The following is a 17,769-nucleotide window of genomic DNA, read 5'->3' as shown; positions in this document are numbered from 1 at the left end:
TTTGTTCTCCTTTGATTTGATAAAATAAAAGCGGCAGGGACTTCACAAGGAAATACCTGTCGCTTTGCTGACGATATAAAATTGTTGGGTCAGGACTTGATAAAATCACGCAGTCCGTAGTTAATAACGGCGATTCTAATAATCAGCCATTCCGCAATGTGAGGGATGATAAAGACCACAAAGGCAACTGCCAGCAGTTGGAGCGTTTCTGCTCCTGCGCTGATGCCGAACATCCATCCGGCAATCGTTATCAGGAACATCAGCCCGGCAAGCAAATTGAAGATAACGGTCGAAAACTGCGTGAAGAAGATACCGACCCATTGTATCAAGGTGACTGCCACAATCAGCGGCAGCACCAGCAACTTAATGATTAGCTTTATCAGTCCCATGGTTTCCTCCTTGCTTAGCTGTAAATTAGCTCGTCCTTAATGACTTCCTCTGCCTGTGCCACACAAGCGTTCATCTGGCGAACCCATTCAAGCTGATTTGTGGCTTTGAGCCGTTCGGTCACACCGTAGTGTTTCATCAGCTGGGGAAGGATGATGTTCATACGGCTCTTGGCGGCGGCTTCAATTTCCGCACAATGGGGATATAGCGTTTCGCTCAGTACCATCTCCGAAAAGAGAAACGGCTGTGCTATCCGCAGATACGACTTTCGCATCAGCCCCCACTTTCCAAGACGGATATTCGGGTTTTGCAGTTGAATGTCGGGGATGTAGTAATCTCCGCTCTTGATGAATTTCAGTTCCATAGTGTCCTCCTTAATGTTTGTCACTGACGATTTCAATGCGCTCATACAGCCCGGAATCATCGTCCAGAAACAGGTTCTTGTGATGCTCTGCTTCGGCAAGAGAACGATAGTAATATTCCTCGTCCGGCTTGCCGTCCTTGCGGACAAATCTGACTATCCATAACTCGTTCATGCTGGAATATCCTCCTTTTCTGCTTTCTTTTTGTGGTAGTCCTCTCTGCGCTTGGCAAGGTGGGCTTCGTATCGTTTGATGGCTTCGGGGTCTCCGGCTTCCGCATCGGCTTTCAATTTCTGATAGCACTTAACGGTGGCTTCGCTCTGATATTTCCGCTTCTCAGCCAGCTTCCTTGCGGCTTCTTCATCGGTCTTGGCAAGCTCCACAAGGGCTTTGTGTTCAGCTTTGCGCTTGGCAGTCCTTGTGCGGATATACTCCTTTTTTCGGGCTTCCATCATGGCGGCGTACTCTGGATCAGCTGCCATCCTCGCTTCCTCACGCTCCTTTTTGCGCTGTCTGGCTTCGGCTTCCTTGGCTCTCATTGCTTCCAGCTGCTTGGCTGCTTCGGGGTCTGTCTTTGCCTTTTCTTTCAGCTCAGCCCGTGTCAGTTTGTTTTTCTTTTTGGCTCGCTCCACTCGCTTACGCTCAGTTTCGAGTATCTTTTCACGCTTGATGCGCTCTTTTTCCTCTAACTGACTGATATATTCCGGGCTGGCTTCTCTGGCTTCCTTTAGCTTCTGGCGGTGCTTCTGATTCCGCTCACGCTGATATGCCAGATGTTCTTCATACTGTGCGATAGCAACCGGGTCTCCGGCTTGTGCAGCTTCTCGCATAGCATACAGCTTTTGCTTTCTGCGTTTTTCCGAGCGTTTGCCCTTTTCCTGCTTCTTTCGCAGCTGCTCGGCTTCGATGGCGGCAATGCGTTCTTCCTCGGAAACAGTTTCAACAGGCGGGTAGTAGTTACCGATGAAATTGAAATGAATATCAATGTTCTGCTGTCGGTAAATGGTTCGACCGCCTGTGGCTTCGTGAACCTCAATCCTGTCAATGAATGCATAGAGCATAGTGTCGGTCAGCTCCTCGCAGTCCCGGTATTTCTTGACCAGAGCGATAAAACGGGATGCGTCCACCTGCTTGATTTCATCGTGCTGAACCAGATTTTCCAGCTCTGCAACACGCTTTTCCAGCAAAATCTGTTCTTCATCGTATTGCTGAATCATGCGCTGTGCCTGTCGCTCCGGCAGCAAGCCGCTCAAGGTACTCTCATAGAGCTTGTTGATTTTCTCGTCCAGCTCAGCCATTCGTTTCTTTGCTTCGGCAAGTTCCTGATAGCCATTGTTTGCCGTTCTGGTCTGCTGCTCATTCCAAACGGCTTTGAGCTGCTGAATAAACTCGTCCTCGTTTTCAAGGACATATTTGCTTACTGCCTGAATTGCCTGTAAAATTGCCGCTTCCAGAACCGATGTTTTTACATAGTGGGAAACACATTCTCCGCTCTTGCTCCGATAATTGCCGCATTGAAAAGCGGAATCTGAATCATAGTGCTTTTCGCTATGATTTGCTTCGGGACTGATAAATCCCATTCTTGCGCCACAGTCAGCACAGTACACCAAGCCGGACAGGCGGTGGGAGTAGGTGCCATTCGCCACTCTCGGCTTTTTCTTCGAGCGAATCTTTCTGGCAATATCCCATGTGTCTTGGTCGATGATGGCTTCATGCGTATCGGGGAAAATCATCAGCTCGTCCGGCGTTGCGGCTCTGCGCTGCTTGGTCTTGAAGTTCTCGCAGATGGACTTGCCCAACACAGTATGACCGAGATATTCCTGCCGATCAAGGATGTAGCCAACGGTGGTTGCACTCCATCGGCAGGGGTCTGTCACATTCTTGTGTCTGCAATTCTTCGGCTGATTTAAGGCTGCATAAGCGGAGGGAATCAGCACCTTCTCTGCTGTCAGCATTTCCGCAATGGCGGTGGTGCTGTTGCCCTGACAAACCAGACGGAAGATTTTTCTGACAACCTCTGCGGCTGGCTCGTCCACGATGAGAGTCTGCTTATCGTCCGGCTTTCTCTTGTAACCATACGGGATAGAGCCGCTGCATCGCATTCCGTCTTTCATTCTGGACTTGAAGATTGCCTTAATTTTGTTGCTGGTGTCCTTGGCGTACCATTCGTTCATGATGTTCAAGAACGGCGTGAAGTCATTGTCCTGCGGGGTAGCACTGTCCACATTGTTGTTGATGGCTATGAACCGAACGCCCTTTTTCGGGAAAAGGATTTCTGTGTAGTAGCCAACTTGCAGGTAGTTTCTACCAAAACGACTGAGATCCTTTACCACAAGGGTCTCCACTCGTCCGGCTTCGACTTCTTCCAGCAGGGCGGCAAAACCGGGACGATTAAAGTTCGTACCGGAATAGCCGTCATCATAGAAGTGCCGGATATTTCTCAGCCCATGCTGACGGGCATATTCTTCAAGATATTTCTTTTGGTTCTGGATGGAGTTCGATTCTCCAGCCTGTTCATCATCTCTTGATAAACGCTCATACAGAGCTGTAATTTTGATTTCTTCTTTCTTTGCCACGGTTTTACCTCCCTTCTTTATGTAATTAAGCAGGTAAACATCGGTCGTGCTTGTGAAACACACCCTTTGTCTATCTGCTTATAGTATAACCGTTGGGGTCTGTGACCACATAAGAACTGTGCATCTGCATCAGATTGGGCTTCAACCAGAAGCGGGTCTTACCGGAACCGGAGCCGCCGATCACCAGCACATTTTTGTTTCTGGCGGTCTTGGGGTCCTTGGGGCGGCTGTTCATGGTCAGGCTTTCGGTTTTTGTGAGAATGACATTGTTCTGGAACACCGGGTCGATGTAGGGAGCAATATCCTCACGGGTTCCCCATGAAGCGTTTTGTCAAGTGCTTTTTTGAGTTATTGACGCAAATTCTTGTGAAAGTGCGAAAGTGCAAAGTGCAAAGGGTCTGCGTTTTGCACTTTCAGCTTGCGGGTTCGGGCGGCTGCTTCTTCTTGATGAAGTTATACCATTGACCGCCGACACGCCTTGCGCCCAAAATGCTGCCCATGTTGCGCTTGGCGTTCTGTACCGTCCTCTCGGATATTCCGGCTTCGGCTGCGGCCTTTACAATGTCCTCGCTGGCAAGCTCTTTCCCGTCTGCAAGCAGGTCAAGTATCAGCTTCTCGGCTTGTTCGGTCTTGGTGGCGGTGTTCCCGCCCGCGCCGGATAGCAGCTCGTCGGCGGTTATGTCGTATTCGCCTATCCATGAAAAGCCTGTTTCCGGGTCAAGGCAAAAGGCAACGGGCTTGCCCTCCGGCGCCAGGGAAGATTTGTCATGGACGATAACACGCACATTCGGCTCCCGCTTCACGCGCCCGATCAGCAGGACGCTCCTTGCTGCGGCGCGGAAGTCGATAGAACCTAAGCCCCGGTATGCGCTCTGCCCTCCGGCAGCTTTGTTCAAGTGTCCGATAAGGATAACGGCGCACCCGGTACGCTCGGCAACATCGGCAAGACGGCGGAACATGGGGCGCACTTCGTTTGCCCGGTTCATGTCGGTCTTTTCGCCCATGTACGCCTGTATTGGGTCAAGGATAATCAACCGCGCCCCGTTCTGCGTGATTGCCTTTTCTATGCGCTCGTCGGAGAGGGTAAGCTCCCGCTTGGCTTCATCAATCACAAGCACGCGGTCAAGGTCGGCTTCGGCTTCTATCAAGCGGGGCTTGACGGTATCGCCCAGCCCGTCCTCGGCGGTCTGGTAAATCACTTGGAATGGCGGCAGGGGCTTCATTCCCGGCAGCGTTCCCCCGGTGGTGCAGGCAGCGGCAAGGCGTAGGGCAAAGGTGGTCTTGCCCTCGCCGGGGTTGCCTTGCACAATGGTTACTTTCCCGAAAGGGATATACGGCTCCCATAGCCATTCAACGGTCTGCGTGTCAACCTCGCTCATGCGGATAATCTCGACGGTTTCTTCCTGCGGCGGCTCTTTCAGGCCGTAAACTGCTTCCTGGATATACTTCCCGTCTGTGATTTCTGCCCGGTGCTGCAATACCTCGTTCCAGTCCTTAAACAGCGGCACAAGGCGGTGGACGGTCAAGCCCTCCGGCACAAGCTCCGCAAGGCGGCTACAAGCGTCGTTTCCGGCTTGGTCGCTGTCAAGGCAGAGGTAAACGGTCTTGATGTTCGGACGGTCAGAAAGGAAACGCAATAGGGCTTTTTCTCCCACGCCGCCCAATGACAAATAGCTCTGCTTCTGCCATTCCTTTTTGAACAGGCAGAGGAAAGAGAGCAGGTCAACGGGGGCTTCAAAGGCAAAAAGCCTGTCGCCCTCGCCCCGGTAACAGAAATTAAAGGCTTTGTCGCTGCCTTTCACATCGAGCCGGAAGTTTCCCGCCGTTCCCTTGCTGTGGGCGTAGCGCGGTATTCCGTCCTCGTCCCGCCCCACAAATACGGCGTTGTGGTGGGCTGCGTCCTCGTAAATATCGCCGCGGGCAAAGAAAAAGCCCGTCACATCTTCATCAATGCGGCGGGCTGCTGTGAGGTAGTTCCTCGCTGTTCGGTTGTCGCTGTTTGGGGGTGGTAGCCGGAAGTCGGAAAGGGACGCGGGGCAAGGTCTGTCCGGCGGCGGTGCGGCTCCCTTTTCTCCTGTGAGAAGTTCCACGGCTTCGGTGAAGCTCTTGCCGAAAAACTCTATAACAAAATCAACGGGGCCGCCGCCCTTGCTCTGGCTGTGCCTGTACCATTTGTTTCCCCGGACGGTCAAGCTGTCGTGCCGTTTCCAGCGGTATTCATTCCCGGCGCGGGTAAGCTGCTCGCCCTGTGATTGCAGGAAAGAAACAAGGTCGGCTTGATTCGCCCGGTCTATCTGTTCTTGGGTGTAGTACAAAAATCTCAACTCCATTCATCGTTCTAAGTCGTGCCGCTTGGCGCGGGTCTGCTCCGGCTGGTCGGCTTTCAGTGCAATATCAACGCACTTGCGGATATTGTGCAGCTCGGCAACCTCGGCGCGGGTTTCTTTCAGCTTGGTATATTCCGCTGTTCTCTGCCCGCTGAGAGTGGCGTACTCTTTTTCCCATTCAGAGATAGGCAAGGTCTTTGTCCCTTTCGGCAGATTTGCATGGAGATAGCGGCTCGCTGCGTTCCATAGCGTAAGCTCGGCGCGGTGGGCTTCCTCGTACTTGTCACGCTTGCTCGTCCAGCCATTTTTCAGCTTTTTCAGCTCGTCGTGAATGGGCTTGTACTCGGTGTAGTTCTTCCCGTATTCAATCAATTTCTGCAATTCTTTCATGCGCTTCTCGGCGGTTTTCATGCCCTCCCGGATAGCGTCGGCTTGGTCGCTGACAGAGGAAAGGGCAGCGTCCAGCTCCGCAAGGGTAGAAATACCATGCTCGGAAAGATAGTTGACCGCCTTTGCAACGGTTTTCAGTTCATCGGCGGCGTGCTGCCTTTGCCAACTCTGCGAATACTTCCGGCTCTTTTCTCTCTGAACGCTTAAATACTTCATCAGCAGATTTGCAAGGCCGGGGGATTGCGGGGGCTGCTCCGGGGCGGTTTCCCGCGCCTTGAACAGTTCGCCAATCCATTCTTTGAGCTTTCCAATCTGCGCCCTGATTTCCCGGATAAGGCGGTTTGCCTTTCGGATATTCCGGTTCAGCTCGCCTTTCTCGGTGGCTATGCCTTTCTTCTCCATTTGACAGGCCGCTACGCCCATGTGGACGGTGGGCAGCTCGTCAATGCCGCGCTCGGCGTTGCTGCGGTAGTCGATACGCTCCGGGTGTCCGGCGCGTTCAAGGTAGGCGTTTGAAATATCCGCCCATGCCTTGCGCCATAAAAGCGCGTTGCCCTTGTCGTTCCAGCCTGTGAGGTCAACTTTGTGTGTCTTGTATCTGCCGCTTGGTAAGCGTATGCGCTCGCCGTTCTCGTCAAGGTCATATTCCTTTTTGGACTTCGCCGCCCATGCGCCGCGCTCGTCAAGGGGGCGCATGGTAAGCATGATATGACAATGGGGGTTGCCGCTGTCGGTGTCGTGAATGGCAAAATCAACGCACATTCCTCTTGAAACAAATTGAGAGGAACAGTATTCACGGACAAGCCGGATCTGTTCCTCTCTGGATAATTCTATGGGGAGTGCTGCGTCAATCTCTCTGGCAAGCTGGGCGTTCCCGGCTTTCTCGTAAAGCTCCACGCTGTTCCACAAGGTTGAACGGTCAGAGAAAGAGGGCGGGGCATGGGGCGGCAGTAGGATTTCCGTATGGACAACGCCGCGCTTGCGGGTGTAGTCATGGGTCATTCCGTCCCACTCGTTTGTGATTTTCTCGCCGCTTCGATAGGCGGCTGCGGCAACGGCTGACTTGCCTTTTCCTCGGCTCACAATGCCGATGTTACAATGGTAAATGGCTATGGGTATCACCTCCCGGATAGGATAACCAAACCCGCAAAAATGGTACAGACGCCAACGGCGGGTGTACTGTTTTTGTGGGTGTGCAGGGATAGCCGCGTAAGCGGCGCAAGGGGTGCAGCCCCTTGTTGCGGCAAAGCCGCCATATCGGAGCGCGGGGAAAGTTCCCTGTGCGGAGATACGCCCTCGGCAGAGCGCACACGCCCGCAAGGGTGTATAAGTGCGCCCTTTGTTCCAAAGGGATTATTCGCTTTTCCCGCCCTCGGTGCGTTTTTTCAGATAAGCCCGCGCTTCCTCGCTCGTCAGGGCAAGCCGGAGAAAGGCGGCGGCTTCCTCATCGGTCATGGTCTTGGCTTCCGGCACAATGCTCTCAAAGACTGCGCCTCGGACGACCAGCCGGTGGCTGCGCGTCCGGCGTTCCTCTTGGGATAACTTTTGCCGCAACACCTTTTCCCGATTTTCAAGCTGCCGGATTTTCTTCTTCCCGTCCTCAATCTCGGCTTGCAATTCCTCGCGTTTTTTTTCTCTCGGTTTCGTCATGGGTGGTCACTCCTTTCTACCTGTCGGCATAGAAAAAGGACAGTCGATTTCCTCGGCTGTCCTTTTGATTAGGGTGTTTGGTTTACTCCGTTCTGCTCAATAAATGGGAATATTAAATATCAATACGCCCTTTAATACATTCCTATTAAAACATCAGCTTCGATTGTCAAATGTGTGAGAGTACGCCAATCAACGCAATCTTTTTCAACGCAAAAGAGAAGCGGCGTCATTTCAATAAACGACATTCTTTGTTCTGATGACAACTGTACGGTGGCTGAAACCGTTTCTCTTGAAATGGTTTTAAGATATTTCTCAAAATATTCAACGACAGACTCATTTGAATAATCTGGATTTTTCAAGTGTGCTTGCACTTTAGTCCTGATTTCCCTCAAATGATTTTTCGTAGGAATTACTTTCACAACATATCCGTTAGGAGATAGCAATCGCTGAAATTCTTTGTAGTGTGCAGGCGAAAATATGTCTAAAATACAATCCATACTTCCGTCTTTCAAAGGGATTTTTGATAAGTCAGTAACAAACCACTTCACTGCTTTGCGCTTGTCTTTTTTTGATGCAATCTGTATTGCCTCCCTTGACAAGTCAAAGGCAAAGATGTTTCGTTCTGTTCTTTGCTGTATCTGCCTTGCATAGAAACCCTCGCCGCAACCAACATCTAAAATGTTTCTTATAGATGGCGTATCAGAAATAAACTGTATGATTTTCTCCAACACAACATCATACATGCCATACTCCAAAATTTGGTGCCGGTTGTCAAAAGACCGCTTGCTGTAGTTGGTTTTGGGCGATGATTTTAACAACAAATTTACATACCCATATCTTGAAATATCAAAGCAATGTCCATGTCTACAAATTAGGCTATTGCCTTGTATATCCATTGATTTTGTGCAAATTGGGCATTGAAAATAAACCTTGCTGTCTGCAAAGCGTGATAAATTATTATTCATTTGTTTTTCCTCCGTAATTACATCTCTGCTTCAATAAGCGAGTTATGCAATACGGATAACCGCAACATAACTCGCGGTTTTATCTTAATCTCATAAATGTAACCATTGTGTTGTCCTCCAATCAATTCCGCAGTATTACTCTGCTTTTAGAAAAAGTATAGCACAAAACTATGAACATTTCAACTCTATTTCAGCCTGTCGGCGACGTTGCTCTCTCTGGCATACCGCCGCGCCGCTTCCCGCCGTTCCTCGCTGTATGGGGCGGTCAGACGGAAAGAGAAGCGGCCTTTCTCAATGTCAAACTCCATGCAGCCCGTTTCCGGGTCTGCGTCAGTCTGCTGGCAGATCGCCGGATAACGGCGGCTGTATGCAAGCAGACGCTTTTTCAAGGCGGTGTTGTGGGTGCGGATATGGATAAGGGGGTCTTTCTCGTCAAACCAAATATCGGTGGTCTTTTCCTGCTTGGTAAGCCCTGTTCTCATGCAAACTCCTTTCTGTGCCCCTGTTACGCAATAGGGGCATTTTTCGGGTGTTTTCTCCGGCTCTTGACTTGGAGAAAACGGCGTTTTTGACGATAAAAACCGCCCGGACGTGGAATGTATCGTCGGGGCGGCTGTTATCGCAAGATTTCCGATTTTTCCGGCTCTTGACCGTCAGACGCAGATAAACACGAACTGTCGGCAAGTATCGTCTTGAGCAGCTTGTCGCGGAATGTTTCTGTGCTGCTGTGATTGAAAAATAACTCCGCAACAATAGTCTGCCCGTTTCTCTGCGTCGTGATGATACTGTCGGGGGTCTGTTCTGCCATAGGCAGCTCCTTTCTCCGGGCACAAAAGAGGGACTTCCCGTAGCCGGAAAATCCCTCTTGGTTGTCGGTTATTCTGTTTTACTGTGCGGGCTGTGCGGCGGCGGTCTGCGCCTTTCTCCTTGCCCGGTATTCCCGCGCCTTGATACGCTCATACTCCCGCTGCTTTTCAAGGTTTCGCGCCCGGTACTCCCTTGAATACTTCCGGTGGTAGGCGCGGCTCTTTTCCTTTTTGGCTTCTTCGATTTCTTCCCGCATTTGCCGGATTTCCTGCTCTGTCGGCTCTGCAAGCTGCGTTACTTCGTTCTCAAATCTGCCGATATAGTTGAAATATATGCTGATGTGCTGGATTGCGTATCTCGCCCTTTTCTGGTCGCGCTCATGCACTTCAATCCTGCTGATAAACTCGTTGAGAATGGCGGGGGTGAGGTCAGTAAAGGCGGCATGGCGTTCCGTCAGCTTCAAAAACTTCTGCGCCCGTCCTCCCGCGTTCTCATAAGCGGATAGCTGCTCTTGGAGTATGGAAAGCTCCGTTTTCAATGCGTAGTATTCTTCTGAATACTTCTGCGACATTTGCTCGTAGCGGTCTTGCGGGATAGTGCCGAGGGCGTTGTCCTCATAGAGCTTGTTCAGCACCTTGTCGATCTGTTCAAGGCGCGTCGTGATTTGTGGGATACGCTTCTGCTGCTTTTTGGTCTGGTCGGTCTGCTGCATGGCAAGGTTCTTTTTCACTAAGGCTTCAAACTCCGCCCGGTTGCTGATAGAATAGTCCTCGATTTTCTTCAGCACTTCCGCGACGGTCTGCATGAGCAAGTCCGCGTCAATGATGTGCGGGGAATGGCATTTGGGGTTTTTGGCTTTTCCCTTGTGGTACTCGCTGCAATAGGCAACGTGCCGCTTGCCGCCGTTTCTGTAATCTATGCGGATGTGCATTTTTGCGCCGCAATCCTTACAGAAAAGCAAGCCCGACAAAGGGTGGATTTCCCCGTCCCCGTTGGGGCGTCTGACGGGCGCGTTTTCCAAAATCCGCTGTGCGGTTTCAAAGTCGGCGCGGTCAATAATCGGCTCATGCACATTTTCGGTTATCTGCCATTGGCTCCGGTCTACATAGTGGTTCCGCTTGTCCCGGAAATGCTTTGTAGTCTTGAAGTTGACTACATCGCCGCAATACTCCTGCCGTGTAAGGATATGGGTCAAAGTGGCTTTGTTCCACTTGTAACGGTTATCCTCATTGAGCGCCCTGTTTTTGCACGTTCCCCGCCCGCGCTCTTTCATGTAGAATGTGGGCGTTGGGATTTGCGCCTGCGTCAGATATACGGCGATTTGGTTGCGGTTTTTCCCGTCCAGAAACAGGCGAAAAATCAAACGGACAACTCCGGCGGCTTCCTCGTCGATTATCCAAAAATCCTTGTTGTCCGGGGATTTGACATAGCCATAGAGAGCTTCGGTGGCAATCGGCTTTCCACTCATGCCCTTCGTCTTAATGCCGGTCTTTACTTTCTTGCTGATGTCCTTTGCGTACCACTCCGACATGATGTTGATAAAGGGCGCAAACTCCAATGTGTCGGGCTTCTCGCTGTCTATCCCGTTGTTGACCGCGATAAAGCGCACATTGTTCCGTCTGAATATCTCCATAGCGTTGCCGACTTGGAGATAGTCGCGCCCCCAGCGGGTCATGTCTTTCATAATACACACGCCGATTTTACCGTTTTCTACGTCCTCTATCATGCGGGAGTAGGCGGAGCGGTCGAAAAATCTGCCGCTTTCATCGTCGTCAATGTAGTGCCGGATATTCGTCAATTTTAGCTGTCTGGCGTAGCTTTCCAAAAACTTCTTCTGGTTCTGTATGGAGTTGCTTTCGCCGCCGTCCCTGTCCTCGTCGCCTACGGAAAGGCGGGAGTAAAGGGCTGTGATTTTGTTGTAATCATTCATGTGCATATCCTCCTGTGCGTCCATGTAGAGTTCTTTACACTTAAGATTATGCACTCCACCGTGCAGAACCATACTCCATGCCGTGACGGTACTTCTTGGCGTTCTTGCTCTTGAGATATACCGCCAGACGCAGACCAGCACCGCAGCACAGCCCCACCAGCAGATCCAACGGGTGCAGGCTGGGCCAGAAACTTTGCAGCGCCCCAGGCAGGACGGCAAACAGGGAAAGGAATTTTTCCGAAGCATTTGCCCCCTGAGCCAGCCGCCATGCCTCCCCGAAGTTGGTAGCAAACAGCCCCATCAGGAGATAGGGCAGGTTCAGCAAAACGAGCTTTTTGATGTCAAACTGCTTTTTCATCGCTCCAGCTCCTTTCGCTTGGTACGATCCACCACGGCATTTTTGACCATCTCTTTGAACTGACTGAGTTTTGCCAGCACAGACGGGCGTTCCGTTTTCTCGGCCTTCTTGACCTTTTTGCTGGTGTACTCGGTAAATGCAGCGGTCAGTGCGTCGGCGTCACGGCCTTTGAAAAAGATCAGATACTTGGGCGGGGAGCTGCTGCGGTCTTTCTTTACCGCATAGTCCACACCATATTTTCGGGCGATCTTCTCAAATTCCTTGATGGAGGGGTCTGTGATCTCAATATTGGAGATCCCCTGATTCTGACCAATGAGCTGCTTGACGGTCTGTTTGCCGTGGGGTGTCACAGGAGCGTCACGGCTTCTCTGTTTTTGCAGCTTCTTCTCCTTGCAGTGGGCCATGTACTTACTGATGGCAGCTTTGAGCAGCCTGCCGGTAAACTTTGTTCCGCTGACAACCAGCGTTAAAGTCCTGTTTTCCACTTCTTCCTGCATTTTCATCTCCTCCTTTCCACAAAATGTGCAGGGGTGGTGCATTTCTTTCTAAGGCGGAACCACCAGCCGCCGGAGAAAATATTTCTTCATCGCTCCATCCCGCGGTTCTTTTTCTTTACCGGCTTTTTATCCGGCAGATTCCACTCTTTCCGAAACTCTGCCACGCCTTTAGGGTCAAATGCCTTCAACTTTTCCAGATCAAAGGCAACAGCAGAATATTTTCCATAACCGGACTGCACCTGATAGGGAAGCACCTTCCCCAATTTGTTCTCTTTGATGAATCTCAGCAGGTCCTTGCTGATGTCACCGGAAATAAACGCCTCTCCGGGGTCCAGGGAATACCCTGGAAGGTTCACCGTCATATCTGCAAACGGCTCTGCTCTATCTTCTGTATGGGTAATCATGCCGATATAGAGCCGCTGATTATTCGCATACATTCCAAGTTGCAGCGATATGGTTTCTTCCCCGTATTCCCACTTGAAGGGTACTTTCTTTTCCTCATTCATATCGGATTCCTCCTATCGTATCTGTTCTTTGTGGTCATAAAACAAATCTCCATTTCTGACCTTTGCATGGCTGAGAATCTTGATCTGCCCCTTTGCCTGACTGTCCAGAGCTTTTTCATAGCCTATCTCTGACAAAAACAGGCGGGTGCGTTCTCCTTTCCAGCCCACCGGGGAGTCATGGGTCAGCACATCAAAAATAATCATGTGCCGCGTGTTCTCCGCAAATCGCTGGAGATCCATGTAGTCATGGCCGTGGTAGTTCTGCGCCCTGGCTTTCTGGCGCATTTCCTCCATCAGCTGACCGATTGTTTTGCCTTCCTGCATAAAACCCACTTCCTTTCTGTTCTTATGAGACCAGCAAGATCATCTCCCGCAGCTGGGCAAAGTAGAGCTTGCCCTGGGGCGTGACCAGCGTGTAGGAACCGGTATGACCGTGGTTGCAGTAGTCTTTAACGCAAAACAGCCCTGCATTTTTCACATTGGCATAAGGCAGCACATTGCCGGATGCCGTGCGGTACACAAACCGCCGTTCTATCAGAAACCGGACAAACCGGCGCTCCGGGACATCCAACTCTTTGGCGGTAGTCCTGAGATTGGTGCTGTGCTTTAAGTCGATGAACAGGTCATAGAAAGCGGCTTTGCCCTCCAGCTGTGCATTTTCCTTACGCAGAGAAATATTCGCTTCACGCTCAGCCAACAGGTCTGAGCAGAGCTTCATCAGAGCTTCCGGGGAAGTGGCAATCTCCCACAGCTTCTCTTTTGTGAGATAAGCCCCGTGCTTACGAATGGTAGGCAGGACCTCATCGAATACCCACCGTTCAAACTGCTCTGCCGATGGCAATTTGCTATGAACGATCAGGCGGTACAAATCGCCTTCTGGGATAAAAGTCATACTGATTTTGCGGTCGGGGCTTTGTGGGTGAGGTGCGTCGCGTTTCACGACATACCTACAATGGCGGATAATTGCATCGCGGGGATTGCTGTACCCCAGCGCAGCGGCCACATCCGTTCCGCAGAACAGGTATTTGCCGTTTTCCTCAATGACACGGATACTGCCAAACTCCGGGTTTTTGAAAATTTCCATCTGGTTCATGTCGTGCCTCCTTTGGCATGATAAAAGGCAGCCTTTACCAGCCGCCTGCGTGCATATCGTGGTTGACCAATGAAGTGAAGTGATTGTTCATGGTGGTAGGCGCATTGAACAGCACCGCAAGCAGGTACTGCTTCATGTTGCGTACCTGGGTGGTGTTCTTTTGCAGACAGTCCATGACAAACTCGATGTGGGAGCTATCCAACTTCAAAAAGCGGGAACGCACAATCTCGTGAGGGAAGTCTGCCCCAGAGATTCGGGTGGTCTTTCGTTTGGCACAGACCGTTTCTACCAACAGCTCTACGATCTCATTTAGGTCATCCAGGTAGAGAGGATAACGCTGCTTCAAGCAGTCATACTCGATATTCTCCAAAATCAACTCCCGATAATTTTCTATCTCTGTGACAGACATCGCTTCCCTTCCTTTCCGTTCCGGCGGTCTTGCAGCCGCTGTTTCCCGGAAGAGAATGGAATCGGTACTTGATCCATAAGTAATTGATTTTTCTGTATTTGATTTCTCTATATTTAATTCTGCGGGCTTTTCCGTATCCGGTTTTACCATATCCGGGGTTTCCGTATCTGGTGAAGCCGTATCCGGCTGGGACAGATCTGGCTTCTTTGGCTGTGGCTGTTCATAAATGATGTACTCGGTATCAGTAATACGGCCATTCGTGCCGCGAAGCTGCCTGCGAACAATGTAGCCAGCTGTTTCCAGCTCTTTGAGTGCAGAGCCAATGGCGTCCACACCCTCCTTACAGATGGAAGCCAGACCTCTTGTAGTGTAATTCCACTCCTCTGGGAGCGACAGGATCATGGAGAGCAGACCCTTAGACTTTAAGGTCAGCCCCTTATCCTTCAGATGATAATTTGACATAACGGTGTAATCGCGTGTCCGTTGTACGCGGTAGACTGCCATTCACTTCACTCCTTCCTGTGGTCAGAAAATAACAAAAGCCGCTGTCAGTAAAGACGCGGCTCAAACTTCATAGAAAACTCCTGGTCTCCCATCAAAGGGATAGCGGCTGATGTCCTCAAAGGCGTCGGCAACCTCCTCCGCTGGATAGTCCTGCCAGTCCCGCTCCCTGACGATATGATGGATAGTACGGTAACAGGTAGAAAACCTTTCATACGCCGAACGATATTTCGTATTCACGCAGGAGACATCCACAAACCGCCCGTCCTCCAAGAGCCATAGTTCCCTGATGCAAGAAGCATCCACCTGCGTAGAATGACTCTGGATAGTTTTTTGGTAAATACAAAATCCCCGCTGCGGAAACAACTCTGGCCCATAGTAGTTCAAAGAACACTCATGGTTCCCAGCGGTCTGGTAAGCAAGGACACTTTCCCCACGATAGCGGACAGACTGCGCCACAAGTTCCATGTTCAATCTGGAGAGCGCCCTTTTCCGCTCCTTTTTGTCGGGGAAAAGATAAAGATACGCCGTCCTGATGGCATTGCAAATTTCTTTTTCTCTAAACATCTTATTTTCTCCGTTTTTTCTTTACATCCAAGACATGCCCCTCAATTACACGGGCGTGCCTTTTGATCTTGATCTCCCGGCGCTGCTGGCTTTGCAGGGCGGACTGATACCCGTCCTCAGTCAAAAACAGCCGCATTTCATCTCCGGGGCTGCCGTAAGGAGTGCTGGGACGCAGGACGGAAAACTCAATCATCCAGCGGGTGTTATCCCAAAACCTCTCTACGGCGAGAATGTTGTGTCCTTTCAGCTCACGGGCTGAAATATCCCTCATAGGCGGCTCCTTTCATCGTTCCTGGTCTCTCTGACGCTTTTTCTGCCATGCCTCCAGCAGCTTGATGATGGTTTCTTGCATCCGCTGGGGCGTATAGCTTTTAGGGAAATACTTCCGCAAGGTGTCAGAGGTAAATGTCACTCGGTCCAGATCACTTTTCTTTTCCTCACCCATGATGACACGCATCATATCGAGGGTCAGATGCCCCTCCTGGCTGTATTTCTTGAGCCGCTGGGCTTGGGAAAGGGAAGGGGTAGCCTGTTCGCTGTCCATGGCGTCCAGCAGATCTGTCTGTTCTTCTTTTTTGAGAAAGGACAGCTCATAGGCTGGGTTCAGGGCAATCTTCTTTTCATCCACCATATCCATCAATTCTGGAATCAGCTCTGTCAGACGGATATAGCGAAAAATCTGGTTTTTACTCTGCCCAACTTGCTCTGCCAAAACCTCGCTGGACTTCTTGCCCTCTAACTTGTTCCCAACTTGGGAACAAGTTAAATCAACTCTCTCCCCCTGATGTTTCATGGCATTCAGCTTCATTTTATAAGCAAATGCTCTTTCACTGGGGAGCAGGCTTTCTCGTTGTAAATTGCTGTCAACCATAATGATCGTGGCGGCATCATCATCCAAATCCCGAACAATGACCGGCATAGTTTCCTTTTCTGCCAGCTCACTGGCTCTGTGCCGCCTGTGTCCGGCCACCAGCTCATAACCGCCCTCCGGGTCCGGTCGGGCAATCGCCGGAACCAGAACGCCATACTGCTTGATACTGTCAGCGGTCTCCATCATGGCTTCGTCATCCTTGACTTTGAATGGGTGGTTCTTAAACGGATGCAGTTCAGACAACGGAATTTCCTGAATCTTTTCCAGCTTTGCATCCTGGCGACCTTCTTCGGTGGAAAACAGATCATCTACCGAGGCCAGCTCTATTTTTTTCGCGCTGCTTTTCAAGTTTCAACACCTCCTTCGTCAGATTTTTGTAGCCCTCTGCCACCTTGCCGCCGGGATCATGGGCAAAAATGCTTTTTCCCTCGGCGCTGATTTCCTTTGCCCGAACAGAATGGGGAATCTCTGTGCCGAATACTTTGATCTTGCTGCCATAGGTCTCCCGCAGGAGCGCGGAGATCTCTTTGGCAAAGTTGGTTCGGCTGTCCACCATCGTCAGCAGGATACCGTCTATCTGGAGCTTGGGGTTGATCTGCCGCTTTACCTTGTTCACCGTGGAGAGCAGTTGTTCCAGCCCTTTGGCGGGCAGATACTCTGCCTGAACGGGAATTATGATCCTGTTCGCAGCGGCCAGCGCATTGACTGTGAGCATCCCCAGAGAGGGCTGGCAGTCGATGAGGATATGGGAGTATTGCCCCTTCAGCGTGTCCAGATATTGCCGCAAGACAGTCTCACGGCTCATGGCATTTACCAGAGATACTTCCATACCGGATAACTGGATGTCCGCAGGCATCAGGTCTACGCCCTCAGGGTGGTGCAGGATACCCTCGCCGGGACGGAGCGGCTCATCCATCAGGATGCGTCCCATAGCGTCCGACAGCGTAAAGGGCAGCTTGTCCGGCTGGGGATTGCCCAAGCTGATCGTCAGGCTTCCTTGCGGGTCTCCGTCGATCAGCAGGACTTTCTTTCCGGCCTGCGCCAAACCGATTCCAAGATTGGCACAGGTGGTGGTTTTGCCAACGCCGCCCTTCTGGTTGGCAATGGCAATGATTTGCGTGTTCATTGACTTCACCTCATTTCTAATTGTTGCTGTTGCTTCTGGAAATAGAAAAAGCCGCCACTCCAAAATAAAAAGTGAAGTGACGGCTCTTTCTATCGCCGGAATACGAGTTCCTGAAATGAAAAAAGCACCCAGTCATTTTATACTGAGTGCTATATCAAATTCATATTCAATTATTCAAATTAGGTCAAACTATGCCAAACTGCCACAGCCCAAAACGAGGGGAAGGCAGGCTGAAAAGTACCTCCAAAAACACCCCAAAATCGGCTCTCGGTTAACCACTTTGGGCACCACTTGACCCTCTTTTTGCCCTCTTTTTGGCCGGTTAACCACTTGCGGACCACTAAAAATTGGGTGAAAACGGCTCTCGATTTGCCAAATTTGGTCAAACCATATCAGCCCGTTTAGATACAGTAAAACCCCGGAAAACCTTGATTTTCCGGGGTTTTT

The 17,769-nt window shown here is 50.9% G+C and carries 21 protein-coding genes and 1 pseudogene; all 22 read right to left on the bottom strand.

Going from position 1 to position 17,769, the window contains the following annotated elements:
* Nucleotides 1–89 precede the first annotated feature (89 nt).
* Nucleotides 90–389, bottom strand: coding sequence for a hypothetical protein (locus tag NE664_09735; GenBank protein ID MCQ4726926.1), 300 nt, complete (start codon nucleotides 387–389; stop codon nucleotides 90–92).
* Between the two features lie 14 nt (nucleotides 390–403).
* The gene (locus NE664_09730; protein MCQ4726925.1) at nucleotides 404–751 is read right to left on the bottom strand and encodes a TnpV protein; all 348 of its coding nucleotides are present in this window, start codon (nucleotides 749–751) and stop codon (nucleotides 404–406) included.
* 10 nt (nucleotides 752–761) lie between these two features.
* A complete protein-coding gene (locus NE664_09725; protein MCQ4726924.1) occupies nucleotides 762–923 on the bottom strand; it encodes a hypothetical protein in 162 nt (53 codons plus the stop codon).
* On the bottom strand, nucleotides 920–3,325 hold the full coding sequence (locus NE664_09720; GenBank protein MCQ4726923.1) for a recombinase family protein: 2,406 nt from the start codon (nucleotides 3,323–3,325) through the stop codon (nucleotides 920–922). Before NE664_09720 ends, NE664_09725 begins: the two co-directional genes overlap by 4 nt.
* A 94-nt stretch (nucleotides 3,326–3,419) precedes the next feature.
* A pseudogene (locus tag NE664_09715) lies at nucleotides 3,420–3,644 on the bottom strand (type IV secretory system conjugative DNA transfer family protein).
* 94 nt (nucleotides 3,645–3,738) lie between these two features.
* Nucleotides 3,739–5,640 carry an AAA family ATPase gene (locus tag NE664_09710; protein ID MCQ4726922.1) on the bottom strand — a complete coding sequence of 634 codons (1,902 nt, stop codon included), beginning with the start codon at nucleotides 5,638–5,640 and terminating at the stop codon, nucleotides 3,739–3,741.
* Nucleotides 5,641–5,655: 15 nt separating this feature from the next.
* Nucleotides 5,656–7,164 (bottom strand): MobA/MobL family protein, encoded by a 1,509-nt coding sequence (locus NE664_09705; GenBank protein MCQ4726921.1) that lies wholly within the window; start codon nucleotides 7,162–7,164, stop codon nucleotides 5,656–5,658.
* Nucleotides 7,165–7,395: 231 nt separating this feature from the next.
* Nucleotides 7,396–7,692 (bottom strand): DUF3847 domain-containing protein, encoded by a 297-nt coding sequence (locus NE664_09700; protein ID MCQ4726920.1) that lies wholly within the window; start codon nucleotides 7,690–7,692, stop codon nucleotides 7,396–7,398.
* A 131-nt stretch (nucleotides 7,693–7,823) separates the two neighbouring features.
* Entirely contained in the window at nucleotides 7,824–8,657 is an 834-nt protein-coding gene (locus NE664_09695; GenBank protein MCQ4726919.1) for a methyltransferase domain-containing protein, read from the bottom strand.
* A gap of 185 nt (nucleotides 8,658–8,842) precedes the next feature.
* A complete protein-coding gene (locus NE664_09690; GenBank protein ID MCQ4726918.1) occupies nucleotides 8,843–9,139 on the bottom strand; it encodes a hypothetical protein in 297 nt (98 codons plus the stop codon).
* 134 nt (nucleotides 9,140–9,273) lie between these two features.
* Entirely contained in the window at nucleotides 9,274–9,465 is a 192-nt protein-coding gene (locus NE664_09685) for a transposon-encoded TnpW family protein (GenBank protein ID MCQ4726917.1), read from the bottom strand.
* A 78-nt stretch (nucleotides 9,466–9,543) separates the two neighbouring features.
* Nucleotides 9,544–11,418, bottom strand: coding sequence for a recombinase family protein (locus NE664_09680; protein MCQ4726916.1), 1,875 nt, complete (start codon nucleotides 11,416–11,418; stop codon nucleotides 9,544–9,546).
* A 22-nt stretch (nucleotides 11,419–11,440) separates the two neighbouring features.
* Nucleotides 11,441–11,752 (bottom strand): conjugal transfer protein TraG, encoded by a 312-nt coding sequence (locus NE664_09675; GenBank protein MCQ4726915.1) that lies wholly within the window; start codon nucleotides 11,750–11,752, stop codon nucleotides 11,441–11,443.
* A complete protein-coding gene (locus NE664_09670; protein MCQ4726914.1) occupies nucleotides 11,749–12,249 on the bottom strand; it encodes a PcfB family protein in 501 nt (166 codons plus the stop codon). The genes NE664_09675 and NE664_09670 overlap by 4 nt, the downstream gene beginning before the upstream one ends.
* A gap of 86 nt (nucleotides 12,250–12,335) precedes the next feature.
* Nucleotides 12,336–12,755, bottom strand: coding sequence for a DUF4313 domain-containing protein (locus NE664_09665; protein ID MCQ4726913.1), 420 nt, complete (start codon nucleotides 12,753–12,755; stop codon nucleotides 12,336–12,338).
* A gap of 12 nt (nucleotides 12,756–12,767) precedes the next feature.
* On the bottom strand, nucleotides 12,768–13,079 hold the full coding sequence (locus NE664_09660) for a DUF5720 family protein (protein ID MCQ4726912.1): 312 nt from the start codon (nucleotides 13,077–13,079) through the stop codon (nucleotides 12,768–12,770).
* Nucleotides 13,080–13,101: 22 nt separating this feature from the next.
* Nucleotides 13,102–13,848 (bottom strand): BRO family protein, encoded by a 747-nt coding sequence (locus NE664_09655; GenBank protein MCQ4726911.1) that lies wholly within the window; start codon nucleotides 13,846–13,848, stop codon nucleotides 13,102–13,104.
* 34 nt (nucleotides 13,849–13,882) lie between these two features.
* Complete coding sequence (locus NE664_09650) at nucleotides 13,883–14,761, bottom strand: helix-turn-helix domain-containing protein (protein ID MCQ4726910.1); 879 nt, start codon at nucleotides 14,759–14,761, stop codon at nucleotides 13,883–13,885.
* A gap of 60 nt (nucleotides 14,762–14,821) precedes the next feature.
* Entirely contained in the window at nucleotides 14,822–15,325 is a 504-nt protein-coding gene (locus tag NE664_09645; GenBank protein ID MCQ4726909.1) for a hypothetical protein, read from the bottom strand.
* Between the two features lies 1 nt (nucleotide 15,326).
* Nucleotides 15,327–15,596 carry a DUF5720 family protein gene (locus NE664_09640; protein MCQ4726908.1) on the bottom strand — a complete coding sequence of 90 codons (270 nt, stop codon included), beginning with the start codon at nucleotides 15,594–15,596 and terminating at the stop codon, nucleotides 15,327–15,329.
* Nucleotides 15,597–15,608: 12 nt separating this feature from the next.
* Entirely contained in the window at nucleotides 15,609–16,544 is a 936-nt protein-coding gene (locus NE664_09635) for a ParB/RepB/Spo0J family partition protein (GenBank protein ID MCQ4726907.1), read from the bottom strand.
* Nucleotides 16,501–17,322: a ParA family protein gene (locus tag NE664_09630; GenBank protein ID MCQ4726906.1), complete on the bottom strand. Its 822-nt coding sequence runs from the start codon at nucleotides 17,320–17,322 to the stop codon at nucleotides 16,501–16,503. Before NE664_09630 ends, NE664_09635 begins: the two co-directional genes overlap by 44 nt.
* Between the last annotated feature and the right edge of the window lie 447 nt (nucleotides 17,323–17,769).

It is taken from the genome of Anaerotignum faecicola (genome assembly GCA_024460105.1).
GTDB lineage: Bacteria > Bacillota > Clostridia > Lachnospirales > Anaerotignaceae > JANFXS01.
The sequence above is the reverse complement of the archived record's forward strand: the minus strand, read 5'-3'. Positions and strand labels throughout refer to the sequence as shown.

Bases quoted from the DNA above. Each gene is read 5' to 3' on its own strand.
- NE664_09655 (MCQ4726911.1), bottom strand. From the start codon at position 13,848: ATGAACCAGATGGAAATTTTCAAAAACCCGGAGTTTGGCAGTATCCGT.
- NE664_09645 (MCQ4726909.1), bottom strand. From the start codon at position 15,325: ATGTTTAGAGAAAAAGAAATTTGCAATGCCATCAGGACGGCGTATCTT.
- NE664_09735 (MCQ4726926.1), bottom strand. From the start codon at position 389: ATGGGACTGATAAAGCTAATCATTAAGTTGCTGGTGCTGCCGCTGATT.
- NE664_09660 (MCQ4726912.1), bottom strand. From the start codon at position 13,079: ATGCAGGAAGGCAAAACAATCGGTCAGCTGATGGAGGAAATGCGCCAG.
- NE664_09650 (MCQ4726910.1), bottom strand. From the start codon at position 14,761: ATGGCAGTCTACCGCGTACAACGGACACGCGATTACACCGTTATGTCA.
- NE664_09730 (MCQ4726925.1), bottom strand. From the start codon at position 751: ATGGAACTGAAATTCATCAAGAGCGGAGATTACTACATCCCCGACATT.
- NE664_09640 (MCQ4726908.1), bottom strand. From the start codon at position 15,596: ATGAGGGATATTTCAGCCCGTGAGCTGAAAGGACACAACATTCTCGCC.
- NE664_09670 (MCQ4726914.1), bottom strand. From the start codon at position 12,249: ATGCAGGAAGAAGTGGAAAACAGGACTTTAACGCTGGTTGTCAGCGGA.
- NE664_09725 (MCQ4726924.1), bottom strand. From the start codon at position 923: ATGAACGAGTTATGGATAGTCAGATTTGTCCGCAAGGACGGCAAGCCG.
- NE664_09700 (MCQ4726920.1), bottom strand. From the start codon at position 7,692: ATGACGAAACCGAGAGAAAAAAAACGCGAGGAATTGCAAGCCGAGATT.
- NE664_09695 (MCQ4726919.1), bottom strand. From the start codon at position 8,657: ATGAATAATAATTTATCACGCTTTGCAGACAGCAAGGTTTATTTTCAA.
- NE664_09630 (MCQ4726906.1), bottom strand. From the start codon at position 17,322: ATGAACACGCAAATCATTGCCATTGCCAACCAGAAGGGCGGCGTTGGC.
- NE664_09675 (MCQ4726915.1), bottom strand. From the start codon at position 11,752: ATGAAAAAGCAGTTTGACATCAAAAAGCTCGTTTTGCTGAACCTGCCC.
- NE664_09690 (MCQ4726918.1), bottom strand. From the start codon at position 9,139: ATGAGAACAGGGCTTACCAAGCAGGAAAAGACCACCGATATTTGGTTT.
- NE664_09665 (MCQ4726913.1), bottom strand. From the start codon at position 12,755: ATGAATGAGGAAAAGAAAGTACCCTTCAAGTGGGAATACGGGGAAGAA.
- NE664_09685 (MCQ4726917.1), bottom strand. From the start codon at position 9,465: ATGGCAGAACAGACCCCCGACAGTATCATCACGACGCAGAGAAACGGG.
- NE664_09680 (MCQ4726916.1), bottom strand. From the start codon at position 11,418: ATGGACGCACAGGAGGATATGCACATGAATGATTACAACAAAATCACA.